This window comes from Nitrobacter sp. CN101, assembly GCF_055390255.1.
This window is the reverse complement of record NZ_AP038833.1, coordinates 4,275,537-4,294,211: the sequence shown is the minus strand read 5'-3', so window position 1 is coordinate 4,294,211 and position 18,675 is coordinate 4,275,537. Positions and strand designations below refer to the sequence as shown.

The following is an 18,675-nucleotide window of genomic DNA, read 5'->3' as shown; positions in this document are numbered from 1 at the left end:
CAACAGTCCTGCCCGCAAAAGCCAGGCATTCGGACGATGCACTTCTGGCATACGGTCGGGAATTGGACCTTTGCATCCATGATTACAAAACCACATGCGCGAAATATCGCCCTTTGTGGAACGAGCTAAGCTCTCGCTTGCACGATGAACTCCACAAAAGCGAGGACGGCGTAACTCTTCACGAGCGACTCTATGACGAAGTCGGTCTGAAAGCGCTCGATGAGCAAGGCGAGCATCCGGACGACATCCTGAACCGCTCTGACGCCCCTAGCCGCGCCATCTTAGCGATCCCGGCCACGACATTAGCCGGACTTGCGGTAAAGGCGCGGCTCGCAAAGTTTGGCGCTTCACACATCTGGGATGAGTCCGACGAAGACGCTGACTGGGATCATCTAGTCCTGAGAAACCTCGTCGATGCTGTTTTGGAATTGGCGGCGAAAGACGCAGCACGATGAAGGCGAACCGAGAGCTGAATGTGGATGAGGTTTTGAAACGCTGCGAGTGGGGCGTTCCGGTCAACGTCAGTATGGAGGTGGCAATAGAAGCGCACCGATCCGCAGCCCAATCATTAGGCGGGTTTGCGCTCCAAGCTGTCATCCTGGCGCGGACGCCAGAGGTTGCCGACCTACAATGCCAGATCGATTACCTTGCTGGCCTTCCAGGCGAGGCGTGGGATGCGCTTGAATGCGATCAGGATGTGCGCAGCCTGACGTTAGATGCCATTCGGCGGCAGATCGCTTGGATGCAAGATGGATGAATGCGAGAGACAGCCCGCCGGCTGAACCCACAGCGGGCCAATTCTGGCTCGGGGATCATGAGGGTGCGGAGTCCGTTCCTGCCGATATGGCGCAGGTGGAGAACCGTTAGTCCTCCTGCTTAGTGGCCTATTGTTACTTCACTACCCTCAGCTCGTTATATCCCGCCTGTATTATCTTGGCCGCGCCGACAGCACCGGCTCGGTCCATAAGCAGGAGCAGCTGATCCTGCAATGGTCGTGAGCTTCGAGTCTCTCCGAAGTCTAAGTCGTCCGCCAGCGCGCTCTCAATCTCTAAAATCACCTTGATGTCTAAAATCACCTTGGCGAGCACATCAGCGTTGGTATTTCGTACTCCTTCCTTCGCGCTGACAACTGAGAAACTTCCCCCGCTTCTTAAGATGTCTGGTGTCATACCTACCCCCAACGTCATGCTTTCGGGTGCATCGCGCGGTGCATCGTCTGTAGGTAAGATAAGCCACGACCTCCGGAAAAGTTTGACGCGTATTCTTAATAGATTCTTTATGGTTAATTCCGTTAACAGCAGGCAATCCAATAGCGGACTGGGCCCAATGGACCTGACAAGGGCCGTTGGGGATACGATGTTAGGGGCGCGGGCGTTTCTGAATCTCTGGCCCGCCGCGGCTTGCATGACTGAAGTCGAAATCTGGCGGGAGCTTCCCGGCGGCGAGATCGAATTCACGATGAAGCGGCTACGCGATCCGACCGATAGGTGATCTCGATCAGCTTGGGGGCAGCGCCGTCCGGATCGGTATCACGCCGCCTCCCGATGGGAGCCCAGCCGCTACAGCTTGGGATCGGCTCCCAACTGCTTCAATATGTTGGAGATTTCTTAAAGGTTCCCCGGCGGTGGCGCCAGATGGCAGGTCAACTAGACTCCCCAAATTCCGAACCGAGCTTACATTTCCCGCATCGCATGTGGAGTATCGCGATGTCCAGCACCTTGAGAGACCTGCCCTATCGAATGGCGGCGCTCCAATTCCAGCGTGCCGTCGAGGAGATGGAAATTTGGAGTGCGAATAGCGACGGTTTTTCCTTCACCATCAGTTACTTCAAAAGCTTTGCCGGTCCCGGCTTTCACGGAAGACCAGGTTACGTAGCATCCTGGCGCCCGCTTTACGGAGGCTATGGCGCAGCCGAAATCACAGGTTCACCATTTAAGTCTTTCGACGAGGCCGAAGTCGCCTGCGATGCGAAGCTCACACGCCTAGTGGGTAAATAGAGCGGATGGGCGGGGCCGCTGGTGATGGCAACAAAAAACCCGCCGCCAGTCGGCAGCGGGCTTTGTACGCACGAATACTGGCCCTCTCGGGTTGAGTTCAGATTCTCACAGTCGGGTGAATGCAAAGTAAAGGCTGAGCGCTCACCTACCAGCGCGTCGAATGGCGCGGTCGCTAGGAACGCCCAGAAAGAGGCCGCCAAAGGTGGGGGATGCCTTGCCGGCGGCCTAAGTCAATGGAGGGACAAGGGTGTCCCACCACTAATCTAGTGTCGCTAAACTGCTTCGGCCAGATCGTGCGCATTCGCCTTTTATCCAGCGTCTATCTTCGGGATATTCGCAAGCGAGCTAAGAATTGGGACTTTTCCCCACTTTTGAGGAAAAGTCCGCCGCGCGCGTTCACCGGACCAGGCCGCCTTCTGATAAAGATCTGTATTTTCAGGCAGCCTTCAACGAGAACAAGGCCGACCTGTCAGGCACAAAAAGCCATCCCATGAGCCAACGGCTCCCGCCGCGACCAACGCTGCTACCTGTCGCTGCCGATCATCCTCATTGGTCGCCATAACAATATGTATGCGGCGGGCTGTATTACCCCGCCGCGCTTCCAGCAATGCCAGACGACGGGAAAGGGCGGCTTTCATGTTTGCACTCCCATGACAGCGTGGACCAGTTCGTTGTCCGGCATTGCCTTCATGGTCTCCTCTGACATGCGCGGGAACGGGATATGGCCCTGGTCTTCCCGGTCAGCATCTTCGATGGCGACCGCTCGTAACATGGATTGCATGACGCAATCGTATTCCTGATCCGTCATCGATGCTGATAACCGGTCGCGATGCCATTTCGCCGAAGGCAGTTCACCGTCGCCGATCCACTCCGGGCAAGATTGGCCTGCCCCTATGAGGTGGTCCGGTTTCAGTCTTAATGCATAATCGGCTTTTCGGCCATTGCTTGCGCTGCTGGCGGAAGCGATCCGGCTGGCTTTGAAGGCCAGGCGATGGCCTCTGGCGCCGGCGGTTTATATCCGAGCGATGAGTGTGGTCGCTCGGTGTTGTAGTAGCGCCGCCATGCCTCGATGATGACCTTGGCCTCGGCGAGGCTGTAGAAGATCTCACCGTTGAGCAGTTCGTCGCGAAGCTTCGAGTTGAAGCTCTCGCAGTAGCCGTTCTCCCAAGGGCTTCCGGGCTCGATGAACGCGGTCTTGGCGCCGACAGCTGCAATCCACTCTCGCACTGCCTTGGCGATGAACTCCGGCCCGTTATCAGAACGAACGTGGCCGGGCACGCCGCGTAGGATGAACAGGTCCGACAAGACGTCGATGACGTCGGTCGAGTTGAGCTTGCGATCAATCCGGATCGCCAGACATTCTCTGGTGAACTCGTCGATGATGTTGAGCATGCGGAACTTCCTGCCATTGTGGGTCCGGCCCTCGACGAAGTCATAGGACCAAACATGGTTTGGATGCTCGGGCCGAAGCCGGACGCACGATCCGTCATTCAGCCAGAGTCTGCCTCTCTTCGGTTGTTTCTGAGGAACCTTCAGCCCCTCCCGCCGCCAGATACGCTCGACACGCTTGGCATTCACCGTCCAACCCTCGGACCGCAGCATCGCCGTGATCCTGCGATAGCCATAGCGGCCGTAGCGTAAGGCCAGACTGATGATGTCGGTCGTCAATGCCTCTTCATCCGGTCGGCTTTGCGGCTTCTTGCGCTGGGTCGAGCGATGCTGGCCCAGAACCTTGCAGGCAAAGCGCTCCGAGACGGAGAACTTCACCATGACATGGTCGACGCAGCGGCGACGGCGGGAAGGGCTCAGAAGTTTCCCGAGGCAGCCTCTTTCAGGATCAGCTTCTCGAGCGTCAGGTCCGACACTGCCTTGCGCAGCCGGTCGTTCTCTTTCTCAAGCTCTTTCAAGCGCTTTACCTGATCGCCCTTCAGGCCACCAAACTCCTTGCGCCACCGGTAATACGTGAACTGCGTCACGCCGATCGAACGAACCGCTTCGCCAACCGATCTGCCTTGTGAAAGCAAAACATCGACCTGGCGCAGCTTCGCGACGATCTCTTCCGCCTTGTGCTTCTTCTGGGGCATTCCAATGTCCTCTCTAACGGCTAATAGCCTAATTCAGGGAGGACCACTTTTCAGGGGGCAGACCAGTCGCTGCTGGCAAACTGCTGGCCGGCGACAGCGGTACAAATGTCCGACCCCGGCCGCCGCCAGATCACCAACAATTCGTTGGGCCGCGTCGTTCTCGTTTCCAGCTTCACAAGCCGGGATTGTAGATTGCGCGTCGTCATGGTGACACCATCACCCGATGGATGAACCTGTCTGAGGGTGAGGCCCGGCCATTGGCGATCAAGGCCGCCGTCACTGACTCGCACTCGGCCACAGAGTCGCCGACGATACGATGACATGTCCGGAAAGATGCTGGCGACAGTCTGACCTCGATATCCTTCAATCGCGCTTCAATGCTTCTGGTCATGTCAGTATCCCCAGGGCTTGTGGCAGCCGATACTCATTGCGCTGTCATCCTTTCCAGCCGCTCAAGACGCTCCGCCAATTCGGCCGTTTCGAATGCCTTCACATAGGCTTCAACGAGTTTGCCGATCTCGCCGGCATCGGCGGGAGTAATTTCGCCATTTGCCACCGCCGAGAGAACAGCAGAAGTCACGGTCGCCGCATCGCCAGCGCTATTGATGGAAGGCAGATCGAAGGTGACCGGGCGATCCTTCCGAGGCGGGAGGATGCGGTCCATGCATAGTCTCAGCGCCGCCATGTCACCGTTCAGCGCCATCTCTACCGCCTTGTTCGTCAACGCCTCGGCTTGCCCGTCCAGCAGGTTTTCCAGCGCAACCGTGGTCGCGTTACGCGATCCCTTCGGGCGCCCGGCAGGGTTGCCAGACTGCCCCTTTTCGAATGGCCTCCCGCGCTGCTTCCCGACTGTATCATCAGCGCCGGCCATCAATTCAGTCCTCCTAGGTACGCTGCGCCACAGACGGTCCAGAAAAATGAAAGGGAGCCGTGGCGCATTTCACAACGGACGATCGACTCCATCAATGCGGCAACCACCTCCGGGCATTGCGTCTCCTGCGCTAGGGTCAAATAGTCCCGAGCTTCGGTCTCGCCAAACCTCACCTCGTCGTCGGTCGTCCCGGTCGCGCTGAACAGTTCGAATGCCTCGGCATCCGTGATCATGTTAGGCAAGCTGCCATAGGTCGCTTTCGTGGATAGGGCCTCGATAAATCCGCTCTCCATCAATCCTGGCCCGGCCTGACAGATGCCACCGAGCACGAAAGCCAAGAATGTGTTGGAATGGATGCCGCGCGCGAACGAGAGGGCGGTTTCAAAATGCTGCCGTCCCAACGCGTGGTCCAATACATCATTGCCTGTCTTGTCAGGGCGCCAGAACACGAATTGCCCAAAGATGCTGTCGGATTGAAACGGCTCCGGCCGTTCCCGGACAAAGCTCGGGAGCCCGAGGGGTGCTTCTTCAAGGCCGGTCATGTAAGCTCCCTTCATGAAAGCTCTTGCCTGGATGACATTGCAGGCCGCGATTGTTGCGGCGTTTGTAATTTCAGAGTTCGATGTCGGTCGTCAGCTCGGCAAAGAACCTGACTACGGCACCGCCTTTGCGTTTGGCATCTTGACGGCGTTTCTCGTCACGGCGGCAATCGTCATCGTTCGTGACAAGGTGTTAGCGTGGCGGTCCCGTCGCGCCACGCCAACCGGTGGTATCGATCTCGACGCGGGGACGGCCCTCGACATTCCGGCTATTGGCTCCGGTGATGGCGAGCCTGGCAGTGAGCGCCAGCGCCTTGCTGCTCCCTCGAGGAGCGGTGGCGATGGCCCGAAACTGATCGGTAGCCGCCGGATCGGTTAAGAGTCGGGCGAGGTCGTCGAGATTGCGCCCAACATTCCAATTCTGGATCGCCTGCATTGCCTTCTGAGGCCACTTGAACCCACCAGTAGCGATAATCTGCGCCGCGTTGTTCGCCAAGCCGATCCGCCCGAGCGTATCCACATCCTTCTCGCCTTCGGGCCAGTAAATGAAGTGCTCCTGCTCACCCTCGAACGGATTACCACCGGCGAAGTATGGGGTGGCGGTAAAGCCTTCCGGCTTGCGGTACTGCCAGCCCGTCGCGCCGACGGTGTCCGTCACGCGATAGACGTTCATCGCGTTGCCGTCCTTCCGCATGATCTTAATCCGAACCGGGATGCCGCCGATGCAGTAGATGTGACGCCGCTTCTCATCGTCCCGGATGCGCGGACCCTCGTCGCCAGCCACCACGAAACGCGGCTTGCCACCCTGATCCGGCGAGGTGCGACGAGGGAACGTCGGAGCCGCGTTTAGATCGATCGGAGGCGGTGTGGGCTTCGTCGCCTCTGTCGGCCGAGACGCCGCCGCGCCGCGCGTTACGCCGATACGAATCCAAGACGGGACTGTTGCCGTGCCAGCTTGAGGCGACGGCGGGTTCGTCGCAATTCTTCCATCCCGTCTACGAGGTTCTCCAGAGCCTCGAGAGCGGGCTGAACCTGGTCGAAGGCGCCGGACAACTTGACGAGGATGCGGCTTGCCAGAACCCGATCTACCAGATCGTCCCGGCTGAGAAGATCCTTGCCTTTGAGATCCAATCGGTGATGGAGACCGAGAAGGGCCCTGACATCCGAGAGCGCTCGTCGGGATGGAAGGAGGTCATGTCGCAGATCGTGCTCGAATACGGCGACGTGCAGGGCCTTCAATACGGCGTCGATCCGTGGATCAGTGGTCGCGCCATCGGCCTGTCGTTCCACCCGGCGCGCCGCTACGAAGGTCTCAAGCGGTTGTAGAGTTTCTCAAGCACGCTTCGCATGACTGCAAGGTCTTGCTGAGGGATGCCGCTGAGTTGCTCGGCTTCGAACTTGGCAAGCTGGGCAATAAGCCTCGTGAAAAGGCTGCGTCCACCTTCTGTGAGAGCAAACGCGCTCGGCTTGCCGTCAACATATGGATGCCGTTAACGGTCTCTTCAACGGCATAGGGAAGGTCACGCGCAAAACGACCAGGCTTTACCGTGACAATGTAATTGGCGGTGCAATTTGAATCGCACCAGATGGATTCAATCCGCACGCGCATGAGGTCTGGAAGAGTATCCACGACTGCCCGCATGAGACGGTATTCGGACAAGACATCCCATCGGCTATCGATAATGACCCCTTTATAGGGGATCGCGCCGTGAGGTGCCTTGGGACCGGCTTCCGCGATCAATCGCATTCTGATGCGCGATCGCCTCCGCAATCGCTTCCTGATCCACGGTACTCAGAAAGTCGTCAGTCATTGGTGCCGCCATTCGCCAGAAAGTGCCCGACTCAAATGATAGCACGCGCCCTGATCCGGTAAAGAACCAAACGGGAACATTTCCGCAGGGCGTGCTAATGTGCCGAGGAAAGATTCGTACGCGCGACAGCCGCCGTTAGGAACGCAAGCCATGCTTTATTTCGACACCGGTGATCATCCGACCGACCACAATCTGAACCGCCTGAACCACTTCGCATCGTTTGACCGTTTTGATGGAGATGCCGAGCAAATGCATGGCTGGCTGACGGGCGTGATGGAATCGATACGCGCCCTGCCAAAAGCCGCAGCGGCTCATTTCACGGGATACTATTTTCTGGGTGACTCGCATTTTCGGATGCAGGCTGACCGCTGGGCGGAGGCTTGGCGCAAACTTGTCGAGGAATTGCGCGGGCACGTTGCGGCTGCCCATGCCGATCCCGCTCTCAAACGCAACGGTCCGAACGGTCATCCGAATGTCTCTGACCGGCGGGAAACGCGCGGCGAGAAGATCATCGCTCTCTGCGAGCAGCTCGAAAAGGAATCGTGGGGTACGCAGGAGTTCGACGGCATATTGGCCCGTATCGATTCTATCGCGGTAGGAGGCGTTCGTTCGGATGTGGCCGCGCTAAAGAAGCTATCGGCACGCAAGCGCATCCCGGATGTCAGCGAACACAGATATTGGATTGTTCGGCATATTTCTCATATGCGCTTGGTGGCCGATCAGTTTCACCATCTTGAGTGATGCGCCGAGCCTGAACCTTTGGCTAGCGCCGAGCGCCTATGACAAAAATCGCCGTCTGTCTTCGCGCGCGATCAGCGCGTATTCAATAAATCCTGAAAGGGCCGCTGCGGGGCCCTGATCGCAGTTGCTCAAAATGCAGTCTTCAGCCCGTCAGAGATAACGCTCAATTGTCGCTACGGACGCCAAGAGCGCGCTCCAGTCCATCGACAAGCGCTGCCCGCTGTTCAGGAGTGCGGGTATCGAGATTCTGCTGCCGCCATCGAATCGCAGGAAGCGAAGAGGCATGAGGAACATGGAGCAGGGACCAGTCCGGCTCGCCGCGCTCAAAGCCAAGAAGGAAAGTCTTGTGTCGATCCGGCATGCCGCCGATCAGGATTGCGATCATCTCGTCCTGCGCTTTAATGAGATCCGCAATCTCTACAGGCTCATCGGTCATGCCGACGAAACCCGCCCTGTATTCCTGCGTGAGGTCTTTCTTCTTTCCGGATAGCACCTCATACATCGGCCGGTTGTGGCTAATGAGATAGACGAGGAAGGCTTCGCGGAGGTCGTCAGTTATGCCCTCACTGGCCAACAGGTTGCGCACATCGAAGAGGTCGCGGGGGTGCTGACGATCGAGCGCCGCCACGAGCTTGCCGGCGAACAGGTCCGCGAACGAGACTACAGGCATTTCGGCGTATCCGAACTCTTCTTCGACCCTCTGCGCGACAGGCCGCAGTTCCGGGTCAAAGACTGTTCCCCGCGTGACAGGAGACAGTTCTATTTTCACCTGAGCCTGGTCGGCGCTGATGAACAGCTTGGTGACAGCTTCGTCGGTGAAACCCTGCCTCACTTTCGCTTTCGCGATATTGGCGAGAATGGCCGCCTCGATGCGCTTCATCGCGGCATCGATCCGGACGAGCGAGTCCGCGCGCGGCATCACGGGCAGGAACATCAGGTCGATATCGACCGAGAGCCTTGGCATGTCGCGCAGGAACAGGTTGATGGCCGTGCCGCCTTTGAGCGCAAACACCTCTTCCGCCGCCACGAACGGAATGATGCGTAACAGCAGGATGACCTGTCTGCGATAGATTTCACTCGTTGGCATCGAGGTCTTTCGGAACGGTGATCTGGTAGACAGGATCAAGGCGCCCGCCACGCGCGATCATGCGCTTGCCGGAGCCGAGATCGATCCGGCTGCGGTCTATTCGCTTGAGCCAGGAATGACCGTGACGGTCAGCGAAGAAGAAGAACAGGCGCTTGACCTTTACGCTGGCGCAGTCGGCGAGCAGTTTCTCCATGCGCCGGGGGCTGAGATTGGAGAGGCCCTGCACGATCTTGTCGGCATTGTCGAAGCTGGCCCGGTTGGGCAACTCATCCAGGAATTCAAGGATCGCCCGCTCCGGCGTCGAAAGCGTCAAAGGCCAGTCCCATTGGCCCCAGGCCATGGAGACGGTGTTGCCGCCCTGAAGTTTCATCAGGTTGCGGCCACTGTTGGATTTGACGTTCCACGCAAGGCTGGTGAGTCCGTAATGGACGGGATCGTTGCGGAACAGGCGCGTATCGTTGTGATATATGAATCGCTGCTCCAGCCCGAGTTTGTTGACCCACGCTGGCGGTCCCTTGGGACCGTAGAGATGAACTTCGGCGGGTTGCTGACTCAGGTAATGGGACAAGCCATGGAGATCGAGCGCGGTCTGGCCACCCACTATGAGCGGCGAGTATTGCAGGATCGTCTGGAGCGATATGACGATCTGTTGCCATTTGAGGGGGCCGCGCGAACGGGCGAACACGTTGCGGGCGGGCTGCTCCAGCCAACTGCTATGGACGTAGTAGTTTCGCAGCTGACGCGTAACGCCATGGCCTTCCAGCCACGGACCATCGACAACGAGCCCTTCAGGCAGCTCGTTTTCCAATCGGTTTATTTTGGTCGCATTTGGTCCAGCCATGCTTGACATTATGGCACGATTCCAAACCAAATGCTAGTTTGATATCCATCACATATGTCAAACAAGGCTGGTCATCGGGCCGCGCGGGCAAACTCGACCGGTTTGGAACAAGCTGTGAACAGGACTTCGCATGATGGGCTAAGTGATCGAAAATACGCGAAACACCCGTAAGTTGATGGATTAACACTCAAAGCGTCATCAATGGCAAAACTCACTTTGAACTTTGCGCCCCTGTCTCTGGAAGGGGCTACCACGGTCCTGATTGGAAGCCATGCATACGATGCGGAACGTCTGGCAGACTTGCGCAGCTCATTCCGTACGACGCATGTGTTCCGCCGCGATGGCGATACGGTGCTCGATATTCCAATCGCGGTAGGCGCGAAGCCGTTGGGTAACGTCACGCAGCAAGTAGATCTTGCGAAAGAGCGCAAGCTGTGGGCCGGTCTGATGCAGGCAACGCTTCTGCGCGTCTTCGCAGGACAAAGGGATATTTATTCGGACTATCCCGTTACCGTGATCGGATCGGTCAGTAAGGGACTGATCCACCATCGGTCCTTGCCGGCCTGGATGCAGCGGCGGACTTCGCTTCAATTCGAGACGCGCACCATCTTCTCTGGCCGCGACAGCGCCACTGCGGGTTTGATCGTCGAGACACGCACCCGTAACTTCAGCAACAGCCGCATTGGCTCGCGGCAACGTTATGTTGGCATTACCACCGTATTCTCAAGCGACGCCAGCTATCTGTTGAGCGATAGGACTTCCGCCGTACCCTACGATGAATATCCTCAGGCTCTGTTCGAGACTGTGAAGCGGTCGATTGCCAAAGTCCGCACAGACGACAATTGGCGCAGCACGGACAAGGTCCGGCTGGTGTTCCACGTTTTCAAACCTCTTAAGGATGCGGAAGCAGAGGCGATCAAACGCGCGGTCGAAGACCAGGGCCTCAGCGAGGTAACCTTTGCATTCGTGCACATCGCCCAGGATCAACCCCTATCTTGTGTTCGACAACACGCAGGACGGCATCGGCTACGGCAACGCGAAGAAGGGCATTCTTGGTCCATCGCGAGGAAACTCGGCGACTTCGAGTCCCTCATTGTATTTTCGGGAGCGTCGGAGCTGAAACAGGCGAGTGATGGCACGCCGCGACCCTGCCTCCTGAAACTGCATCGGCTCTCGACTTTCAGCGACATGACATACCTTGCACGGCAGGCGTATGAGTTCGCAGGTAATTCGTGGCGTATGCTCGCGCCCGAGCCGTTCCCGATCACAATCCGCTATTCTGACCTGATCGCCGAGCGACTGGCCGGACTAAGCGCTGTTTCCGGTTGGGACCCGGATACCATTCAGTTTGGGCAGATCGGTAGAACGTTGTGGTTCTTATGACGGGACAAATCGGGCTCTATGACTTTGCTGAAGACCTGAGAGCGCACGCCGCTATTGCGACAGGCCCACTGCATGTGCGGGCATTCTGCGCCTGGCTGCTGAAAGACACGAATGCGCTGCGGACACTGGTGGAAGCAGCCACTGAAAATGGCCAGCAGCGGCATCCGGAACATGTCGCGGTTCTGGGGTATGCTGCTGTCTCCGGCCAGCTTCCTGGCGAGACCACTGCGCTGCTGCGAGAAGACGTGGCTCAGCTCGCAGGCCGATCATACTTTGCGAGCGGACGGCCGCTGCGCTTCGAGATCGATGGCGTTGCGCTCCTCGGGGTTGCGCTTGGCGCGTCGCAATCAAGTCTTGCTGGGAACAGTAGCTGGCTTACGCATGTGCTCGATCGCTCGTTGTCATTACTCGACGATGAATGGAATCGAGGTCTGGTGGAAACGGCAAAGCTTGTACTGGGCGGGACAGGTTTGACCATCTCTCCCACGGATCTCTGCATTGCCACGGCATCCCGAGGCATAGGTCAGATGCCAGCCGATCTAGCGGCTGCGTGGGCATCAGCAATGGCTTTCACACGGCCTGAGACACCTGACCGGGCCGCCGCGCGCTTGGTGGCATTACAGGAACTGACGGCACGCGCAGCTCAAATTGTGCCGCGCACCGCGACGCGCGGCGATTTGGTTGCAATCCTCGAAGGAACGAGCCGTTCACTCAAGCGCTGGCCATACGGAGAGAAGACGCTCCGTTCGATGCCGGCGCTCTGGGAGATCGCGAACGAATATAATGTGCAGGATATGCTTTGGGCCGTTCTGGCGCCGCTGTTTCCGGACCTTGAGGACGAAGAAAGTCTGCCCTCGCTGGGGCCGAAGCATCCCCGCGTTGATTTGGGTATTCCACGCTTACGCACGATTATTGAGGTCAAGTTCCTGCGGCGCGATCGGCAGGCGGATCGGGCTCAGTTGATCGAGGAGGTTGCAGCCGACGCGAGCCTCTATTTGAGCAAAACAACCGATTACGACGGTATTATTGCGTATATCTGGGACGATGCCGCGCAGACCGATCAACATCACGAGATCAAAATGGGTCTTGAAGCGATCTCCGGCATTATTGCGGCCGTGATTATCCCGCGACCCGCAAAAATGGCGCGGACGGCATAGGCGGGCCTTGCCTGCGTTTCGATCCAACAAGACGCTGGCGACATCTAACCGGCGGAAGGTTGACCACGGAATCTCGGAGAGTCTCCTGACGAGGGATGAATCTGCGATACGGTTCACTGGCGCGTTGATGGCTCGCTTTTGGTCAGAGGATCGTACCTGCTTAATCGGAGGTCTGCTCCAACAATGCCCTAGCCACCCAGTGCGCGCGATAGCTTCCATATCCGGGGAGCGGTAGGCCTCGTTTCTCACCAAAGGAGGGCCTTAGAGGACTATGGAGTAGACATAGTTCGCATCATCACCTGAGGCGGTGCGCCAATTAAATGCTGATCTGCATTGACCCAATTCCAGCTTTGGACTGAGTAAGCACCGGGTAAGCGGCCGGATAGCTAAGCTGACGCCGACATAGGTGCCTAAGAGAGTAGCAGAATAGCTTCCGCGCGCTTTATTCTGTTCAATTTTTCCGATTGCATCGCGCATAACTCCCGGCGAGTAGGATGGCTCAGCTCATCTTGAATGAGATGGCCACAGCATCGCCTTGCCCAGAATCCACGCAGATCACTGCCCAAATTTAACGCCGTGCATGCACTAAACGGGTGCACAAGCGATGGAAGGATAACCGGAGCTCAGCATCCGTTGTCGGCAGGCAATCCGGAGCGGGAAAGATAGGCACGCGAAAATCCCCGCGCGGGCAGCGAAATGCGGCCGCCGCCAAATTTAGTTCTTGGTTTATGTTTTCTGGAATATCTCGTTAGAGCGGCTTGCAAGCATCACTCGTCCCAGTTCGCCTGCTCACCCAGGCGAGGCGCCGTCCTCCGAAAAGTCCTGCATTTTCAGATCTCCAATGAGGCCGTCTGGGGTCGGCTTATGGCGTTCCTGCGCCGATCGATGAAATTTTATGCAGTGCTCATCGTCAATAACTCCAGCCTCACTCCTTCCCTCGGAATTCAATCGACGGAAATCGCTGACGTGAGGGGCTAAGCGAGCATGAACGGGCATCCCCGCTTTGGCAGCCGGTCTTAGGTGCTGCCAAAGGCTAAGTGCGAAGCAGACCGTAGCAATAGCGAGTGCCGATAGGCTGGCACATGTTTTGCTTTGTGTGGCGCGGGACACGTTCAGGAGCTGTCCCCTGGTGATCGCTCTACGGGATCTGGTCCCAGGAAACGATAACCCGCCCCTTCGTCGCTTTCTTAGTTTGGTGAGGATCATGTCCAACGCTCAAGAGGACAACCGAATACACGCGAAACGGTCGCGGCGTCTTACGTGCTGCCGAAAGATAAGGCGTCGCTTTTCCGCGACCCCTCTTAGTTCTCGCGCGCATTGACCCTTCCAAGGAGGGGAATGCACCGATGACATCACAATCGCCATATTCGCAAACACTTCAGACGTCCGGGCGCACCGCGCGTCGTCGATTCGACCTGGGGATCTTGCAATTCGCCCTCACGCTGGGCGGCTGCAGCGCACTCTTCGATGTAGGAGTCGCGCACGCCGAGCCTCTTTCCACGCCCAGCTTTTCTGGCCCGCTTGTGCCAAATTCCGATCCCTTCTCGATAGATGCGGGTTCGCTTGGTTCGGTTTTCGTCGGCGGCCAACTGATCGGAATCGGCGCAGTCCAAACTCATCCCACCCACGCCGGGGGTACTGGCAATGAGGGCAGTTTCGTCGATGTGACCAGCGCTCAGATCGAGCTTCAAACGACCAAGGGGCCGGTGCAGTTCTACATTCAGGGTGGCGCATATTCTGTGCCAGTCCTCGGCTCCTCCTATCTGCAAGCGACAAAGGCGACAGGCCAGCTATACGGTCCAGTTTCTGTTGCTTATGCCAAGGCGGTGATCAATCCTGAGCTGTCAGTTGTAGCGGGCCACCTGCCAACTTTGGTGGGGGCCGAGTCGACCTTCACCTTCCAGAACATCAACATCGCGCGCGGGCTGCTTTGGAATCAGGAGAACGCAGTCAACCGCGGTGTTCAGATCAATTATGGGCACGGCCCGCTCAGCGCGTCGGTGTCGCTGAACGATGGCTTTTTCTCAGGCACATTGAACTGGCTTTCGGGCGCGCTGACCTATGCGATCGATTCGTCGCATTCGATCGCCTTCGTGGGTGCAGGCAGCCTGTCGCCAAACGACAAATCTTCAACTGCAACGCCGCTATTGCAGAATAATAGCAGCATCTTCAACCTGATCTACACATACACCAGCGGCCCGCTAACACTCACGCCCTACTTGCAATACAATCACGTTGGGCGTGATGACCGACTCGGAATTGATCGCGCGGCCGGCACCTTTGGAGGTGCCCTCCTCGCCAAATACGCGCTGGACAAGGAGTGGTCCGTCGGCGCCCGCGCCGAATATATAAAAGCGACCGGCGGAACGTGTGGCGCCGACCCTAACTGCACGCCGACAAATTTGCTCTATGGGGCAAAGAGCGACGCCTGGTCGCTTACCATTACTCCGACTTACGAGAAGGGCTTATTCTTCGTGCGTGGAGAGTTGTCCTATGTCCGAGTTGGCCATCTCGAAGCCGGCTACGGCTTCGGCCGCGATCTCAACCAACGCGATCAGGTCCGAGCGTTGGTGGAGACCGGCATTCTCTTCTGACGGCTATCGGAGCGGCGCGGTCGAGGGATCGCGCCGCTCCGGCAAGGGCGTATGGACGCGCCTTCCGCGCTAAGCGTTGGAACCCGGCGCAGATACCGGACGGCGTTTATGAGTCCTGAGCCTAGTCTCCGATTCGCTTCAGCTCCGCGATCAACCGGTCCAGCGCGTCGGCAAGCATCGGCCCGCCGCACACCGTGAGATCTTCAGGAATCACGATGCGCCGCGATGGCGGATACATCTTTTCCAGCGCCGGGTGCAGCAAAAGCGCGCTGCCTTCGTCTTCGGCGACATCGCTGCCGTCCGATATCAGGATAAGATCCGGTCGAGCGGCAACAATGGCTTCAAGCTTTGCAAACCCGCCGTGCGTAATGCCAAGACCGGGTGCCGCGTTCGACAGCCCAGTGACCGAGAGCAGTGCACTCGTGAGGCTGTCATCGCCCGACACCCAGCCACGCCGCGACAGCGCCAGCACCCGATAAGGCCTGCGCGCCGCTGCCTCCTTTGCGCGGGCCACCGCGGTATCGAGTCGTGCGATCTGGATCTGCGCGCGATCCGGATGCCGGACAAGATCGCCCATCCGACGAATCTGTTCCTTCACGTCATCGATCGATGTTGCGACATCGAACTCGACCACGTGCATCCCTTGCTGCTTCAGCAGCTCCCGCGTCGCGCGCTTGGTGTACTGGGTGGCAACAACGACGTCGGGTCTGAGCATCAGCACGTCCTCCGCCTCGCCGGAGAGCCGCCGATACTTCTTTGCCTTGTCCGCGGCGTAGGAGCGTGCGGCATCGCGCGAATAAGGGCTAAGGCCGACGATCTGTACCGGGTCGGCGAGCGTCATCAGAAGCTGATCGGTGCACAGATTAATCGACGCAACACGCGGCAGATCCGCGGCGTGCGCGGGCGTGACGATGCCGACGGTCAAGGCCAGGGTGACGGCGACAAGATCACCGTTTCTCAGTGCGGCGATACCGGCCCGGATCGCCTTGCGAAAGCGATGCAATCTCGTACGCCGCAACATCGCGATCAAACTTCCGCCCACGGCACGAGGACGATTTCGCGTTCATGGTCGGCACGATAGGTTCTGATACGAAAGACCTCGGACATGATGGCCTCCGAAAGCGCGTCGGCAGGTGGTCCCTGCGATACCAGGCGCCCTTCGGACATCACCAGAATAATATCGGCGAAACGCGCGGCGAGCCCGAGATCATGCGTCACCACGACAACCAGCGTGCCGCTATCGGCCGTTGCCCGCAGTTTGATCAGGATCTCGATCTGATAGCGTGGATCGAGCGATGCAGTCGGTTCATCGGCCAAAAGCACTGGCGCTTCCACCGCCAGCACCCGCGCCAGCGCGACCCGACAACGCTCGCCGCCCGACAATTCCGTCACGCGACGATCGCTCAAATCTATCACGTCAGCCATCTGCATCGCCCGCTTCACGGCCGCGGCATCGTGGTCGGTCAGCCTCCCGGGATCGATCGCACCGTGCGGGTATCGTCCAAGCGCCACGACATCCTTTGTCGGCAGCGGCCAATGTATCTGGTGACCCTGCGGCAGATAGGAAAAACGGCGCGCGCGTTCCTGAAGGCTTAGAGATGATAGCGCGTCGCCGCAAACTTCGATCCTGCCTTTCGAGGGCAGCAGTCCCGCCAACACCCGCAGCAATGTGGTCTTGCCTGCGCCATTCGGCCCGACCAGCGCGACAAGGTGCCGACCGGGGAGTGCCAGCGAAATGTCGCGCAGGACGACTCTCTTTCCGAGGCTCGCCGACAGCGATGATGCGACGAGAATAGCCGTCTCGCTCATGCCACTCCTCCACCCAGCGCCCGCCGCTCGCGCACGATCAGGTAGAGGAAGAACGGCACTCCGATCAGCGCGGTCAGGACGCCAACCTTGATGTCCGAGGTCGAGGGAATGACGCGCACCGCGATATCGGCCGCGAGCAGTAGCGCCGCGCCGGTCAGTGCGCTCGGTACCAGCAGCCTTGCCGGATCGTAGCCGATCAGAGGGCGCATCAGGTGTGGGGCGACCAGTCCAATGAAGCCGATGGCGCCGGCCACTGCGACTGCACCGCCAACGCCAAGGGCAACGCCGAGGATCGTCCACAACCGAAGCCGGCCGACGTTGACCCCCAGGCTGAAGGCGGCCTCTTCACCGAGACTGAGCGTGCGAAACGCATGACGCTGGCTCATCAGTGCCGCCGCTCCCGCAACGATGAACGGCAGCGCCAGCGCCACATGCCGAAAGCTGCGGTCTTCCAGCGATCCCAGCAGCCAAAATGCAATTTCCAACGCCGCGAAAGGGTTGCTTGACAGGTTCATCGTCAGCGACGTCGCCGCGCCTGCAAGAGCGGAGATCGCCAGCCCGGCGAGGATCAGGATCAGCAGACTCGTCTCGCGCCCCGCGATCACGAGCAGCACGAACACTGAAGTAAACGCAGCCAGGATCGCCGCCATCGGCAATACAAAGGAATGAATGTCGGCCAATCCCAGCGCGATCACCAGCACCGCGCCGAGCGCCGCCGCCTGCGGCGCGCCGAACAGCGAGGGCGATGCCAGGGGATTGCGCAGAAGTCCCTGCAGGGCGGCGCCCGACAAACCGAGAATCGCGCCGATGGCTATCGCGAGGATCGTACGCGGCAAGCGGATCTCCAGCACAATGATCCGCTGAACTTCGCTACCGCCACCAAACAAGGCATGGAGAATCGTTGCCGGCGACAACGCTACAGGGCCTATCCCCAGCGACATCAGCGTCAACAACGTGACACTCGCGCACAGGGCGAGCGTCACGATCGCTCGCTGGCGACCGGCGACGGTCACCATGTGACGTTGTAAGCACGGCACGCCGCGGGTCCGGCTGGCTCGGCAGCGCATTTCGCGAAACCCATGACGGCCCTTTATTTCTGCCCTGTCATTTTCTGACCCGCCATCGTGCGCTGGAATGCATCACCGGCTGATCGCTTTGCGGTCTTTATCCGCTTCCACGCATGCATCCATGTTAGCGTCCTGATGGACACGAATGGCCGCCAACGCTCGCGCACCAGCAGTGGGATTGAGGACATCCCCGCGCCGCGTTGCCGTTTCACCGCTTGGCGAGCTTGATGCGGTCCAAACAAGCACAGCGGAAGACCCTGCGCAACCGCGAACGTTCTTCTGCATCGCAGCTAATATAAAGAGAGTGTAATTGATTTTAGAATCGCGCGAGATAGCTGGGCAGTTCGCGCTCGAATTCCGGGAAGTAGTGTGAAATCACGGAAATGTCGAAGCGGGCGAGGATCGACTCCTTGGGCTCCCGTTCAAGCAGGAAGCGAAAGGCGGCCTCGATGCAGCGCTCGGGCGTGTGCTTTCCGGCGGTCAGCTGCTGGCTCTTGACTTCAGACATTGTAACGCGGTGACGAGTCTCGCCCTTTCCTTCGCGCACCAAAACTTCGAAGCTAAGCGCGCCGCCGTCGTCCACTCGCCGAACCTCGATCATAGGTTGCTCCTATTCACCACTGCTCGTCTCGTCTCAGCCTCATCGTCCTGGTATCGCGCAATACGGCATCGGCCGATCTATCGCTCTGCTTGG

Annotated in this window: 22 protein-coding genes and 1 pseudogene; 9 read left to right on the top strand and 14 right to left on the bottom strand. The window is 58.8% G+C overall.

The genetic code is table 11. The annotated features are described in order from the left end of the window. The first annotated feature begins 137 nt into the window (after nt 1-137). Both ACZ5IL_RS21435 and ACZ5IL_RS21430 read left to right on the top strand, forming a co-directional pair. Nucleotides 138-455, top strand: coding sequence for a hypothetical protein (locus ACZ5IL_RS21435; protein WP_464594430.1), 318 nt, complete (start codon nt 138-140; stop codon nt 453-455). Then, the gene (locus ACZ5IL_RS21430) at nt 452-757 is read left to right on the top strand and encodes a hypothetical protein (protein ID WP_464594429.1); all 306 of its coding nucleotides are present in this window, start codon (nt 452-454) and stop codon (nt 755-757) included. Before ACZ5IL_RS21435 ends, ACZ5IL_RS21430 begins: the two co-directional genes overlap by 4 nt. A 133-nt stretch (nt 758-890) precedes the next feature. On the opposite strand, the gene ACZ5IL_RS21425 is transcribed toward ACZ5IL_RS21430, so the two are convergent. Further along, complete coding sequence (locus ACZ5IL_RS21425) at nt 891-1,169, bottom strand: hypothetical protein (protein WP_464594428.1); 279 nt, start codon at nt 1,167-1,169, stop codon at nt 891-893. A 157-nt stretch (nt 1,170-1,326) separates the two neighbouring features. On the opposite strand from ACZ5IL_RS21425, the gene ACZ5IL_RS21420 reads away from it, so the two are divergent. Together ACZ5IL_RS21420 and ACZ5IL_RS21415 are read left to right on the top strand one after the other, a co-directional pair. Then, complete coding sequence (locus ACZ5IL_RS21420) at nt 1,327-1,491, top strand: hypothetical protein (RefSeq protein ID WP_464594427.1); 165 nt, start codon at nt 1,327-1,329, stop codon at nt 1,489-1,491. A 215-nt stretch (nt 1,492-1,706) separates the two neighbouring features. After that, nucleotides 1,707-1,997: a hypothetical protein gene (locus ACZ5IL_RS21415; protein WP_464594426.1), complete on the top strand. Its 291-nt coding sequence runs from the start codon at nt 1,707-1,709 to the stop codon at nt 1,995-1,997. 634 nt (nt 1,998-2,631) lie between these two features. On the opposite strand, the gene ACZ5IL_RS21410 is transcribed toward ACZ5IL_RS21415, so the two are convergent. The 7 genes from ACZ5IL_RS21410 to ACZ5IL_RS21380 form a co-directional block, all read right to left on the bottom strand. Next, nucleotides 2,632-2,778, bottom strand: a complete 147-nt coding sequence (locus tag ACZ5IL_RS21410) for a hypothetical protein (protein ID WP_464594425.1) — start codon at nt 2,776-2,778, stop codon at nt 2,632-2,634. 134 nt (nt 2,779-2,912) lie between these two features. Beyond that, nucleotides 2,913-4,081, bottom strand: a protein-coding gene (locus ACZ5IL_RS21405; RefSeq protein WP_464593814.1) for an IS3 family transposase whose coding sequence is annotated in 2 segments (ribosomal slippage) — nt 2,913-3,817 and nt 3,817-4,081 — 1,170 coding nt in all. Because the reading frame shifts where the segments join, the coding sequence is not laid out codon by codon here. A 50-nt stretch (nt 4,082-4,131) separates the two neighbouring features. Next, nucleotides 4,132-4,287 carry a hypothetical protein gene (locus ACZ5IL_RS21400; RefSeq protein WP_464594424.1) on the bottom strand — a complete coding sequence of 52 codons (156 nt, stop codon included), beginning with the start codon at nt 4,285-4,287 and terminating at the stop codon, nt 4,132-4,134. After that, nucleotides 4,284-4,472, bottom strand: coding sequence for a hypothetical protein (locus ACZ5IL_RS21395; RefSeq protein ID WP_464594423.1), 189 nt, complete (start codon nt 4,470-4,472; stop codon nt 4,284-4,286). The genes ACZ5IL_RS21400 and ACZ5IL_RS21395 overlap by 4 nt, the downstream gene beginning before the upstream one ends. Nucleotides 4,473-4,505: 33 nt before the next feature. Beyond that, a complete protein-coding gene (locus tag ACZ5IL_RS21390; protein WP_464594422.1) occupies nt 4,506-4,952 on the bottom strand; it encodes a DUF5681 domain-containing protein in 447 nt (148 codons plus the stop codon). Beyond that, nucleotides 4,952-5,494: a hypothetical protein gene (locus tag ACZ5IL_RS21385; protein ID WP_464594421.1), complete on the bottom strand. Its 543-nt coding sequence runs from the start codon at nt 5,492-5,494 to the stop codon at nt 4,952-4,954. Before ACZ5IL_RS21385 ends, ACZ5IL_RS21390 begins: the two co-directional genes overlap by 1 nt. 190 nt (nt 5,495-5,684) lie before the next feature. Next, complete coding sequence (locus tag ACZ5IL_RS21380; RefSeq protein WP_464594420.1) at nt 5,685-6,275, bottom strand: hypothetical protein; 591 nt, start codon at nt 6,273-6,275, stop codon at nt 5,685-5,687. 80 nt (nt 6,276-6,355) lie between these two features. Between ACZ5IL_RS21380 and ACZ5IL_RS21375 the strand changes: the two genes are divergently transcribed. Both ACZ5IL_RS21375 and ACZ5IL_RS21370 read left to right on the top strand, forming a co-directional pair. Continuing rightward, nucleotides 6,356-6,817, top strand: coding sequence for a hypothetical protein (locus tag ACZ5IL_RS21375; RefSeq protein ID WP_464594419.1), 462 nt, complete (start codon nt 6,356-6,358; stop codon nt 6,815-6,817). A 635-nt stretch (nt 6,818-7,452) separates the two neighbouring features. After that, entirely contained in the window at nt 7,453-8,043 is a 591-nt protein-coding gene (locus ACZ5IL_RS21370; protein WP_464594418.1) for a hypothetical protein, read from the top strand. 163 nt (nt 8,044-8,206) lie between these two features. On the opposite strand, the gene ACZ5IL_RS21365 is transcribed toward ACZ5IL_RS21370, so the two are convergent. After that, complete coding sequence (locus tag ACZ5IL_RS21365; protein ID WP_464594417.1) at nt 8,207-9,130, bottom strand: nucleotidyl transferase AbiEii/AbiGii toxin family protein; 924 nt, start codon at nt 9,128-9,130, stop codon at nt 8,207-8,209. Beyond that, the gene (locus ACZ5IL_RS21360; protein WP_464594416.1) at nt 9,117-9,938 is read right to left on the bottom strand and encodes a type IV toxin-antitoxin system AbiEi family antitoxin domain-containing protein; all 822 of its coding nucleotides are present in this window, start codon (nt 9,936-9,938) and stop codon (nt 9,117-9,119) included. Before ACZ5IL_RS21360 ends, ACZ5IL_RS21365 begins: the two co-directional genes overlap by 14 nt. A gap of 234 nt (nt 9,939-10,172) precedes the next feature. Here ACZ5IL_RS21360 and ACZ5IL_RS21355 point away from each other — a divergent pair, with 234 nt between their 5' ends. From ACZ5IL_RS21355 to ACZ5IL_RS21345, 3 genes are all read left to right on the top strand, one after another. Beyond that, nucleotides 10,173-11,354 (top strand): argonaute/piwi family protein, encoded by a 1,182-nt coding sequence (locus ACZ5IL_RS21355; protein ID WP_464594415.1) that lies wholly within the window; start codon nt 10,173-10,175, stop codon nt 11,352-11,354. Continuing rightward, nucleotides 11,351-12,511, top strand: coding sequence for a PD-(D/E)XK nuclease domain-containing protein (locus tag ACZ5IL_RS21350; RefSeq protein WP_464594414.1), 1,161 nt, complete (start codon nt 11,351-11,353; stop codon nt 12,509-12,511). The genes ACZ5IL_RS21355 and ACZ5IL_RS21350 overlap by 4 nt, the downstream gene beginning before the upstream one ends. Before the next feature lie 1,346 nt (nt 12,512-13,857). Continuing rightward, nucleotides 13,858-15,105 (top strand): outer membrane beta-barrel protein, encoded by a 1,248-nt coding sequence (locus tag ACZ5IL_RS21345; protein ID WP_464594413.1) that lies wholly within the window; start codon nt 13,858-13,860, stop codon nt 15,103-15,105. Between the two features lie 121 nt (nt 15,106-15,226). Here the strand turns inward: ACZ5IL_RS21345 and ACZ5IL_RS21340 are convergent, their stop codons facing one another. The 4 genes and pseudogenes from ACZ5IL_RS21340 to ACZ5IL_RS21325 all read right to left on the bottom strand — a co-directional run bounded on the left by ACZ5IL_RS21340 (nt 15,227) and on the right by ACZ5IL_RS21325 (nt 18,582). Then, on the bottom strand, nt 15,227-16,147 hold the full coding sequence (locus ACZ5IL_RS21340) for an ABC transporter substrate-binding protein (protein ID WP_464594412.1): 921 nt from the start codon (nt 16,145-16,147) through the stop codon (nt 15,227-15,229). Further along, nucleotides 16,132-16,827 (bottom strand): annotated as a pseudogene (locus tag ACZ5IL_RS21335) (ABC transporter ATP-binding protein); the annotation flags it as partial. The gene ACZ5IL_RS21340 and the pseudogene ACZ5IL_RS21335, both read right to left, overlap by 16 nt. Nucleotides 16,828-16,910: 83 nt before the next feature. Further along, complete coding sequence (locus ACZ5IL_RS21330; RefSeq protein WP_464594411.1) at nt 16,911-17,930, bottom strand: FecCD family ABC transporter permease; 1,020 nt, start codon at nt 17,928-17,930, stop codon at nt 16,911-16,913. Nucleotides 17,931-18,297: 367 nt separating this feature from the next. Further along, on the bottom strand, nt 18,298-18,582 hold the full coding sequence (locus ACZ5IL_RS21325; protein ID WP_464594410.1) for a hypothetical protein: 285 nt from the start codon (nt 18,580-18,582) through the stop codon (nt 18,298-18,300). Between the last annotated feature and the right edge of the window lie 93 nt (nt 18,583-18,675).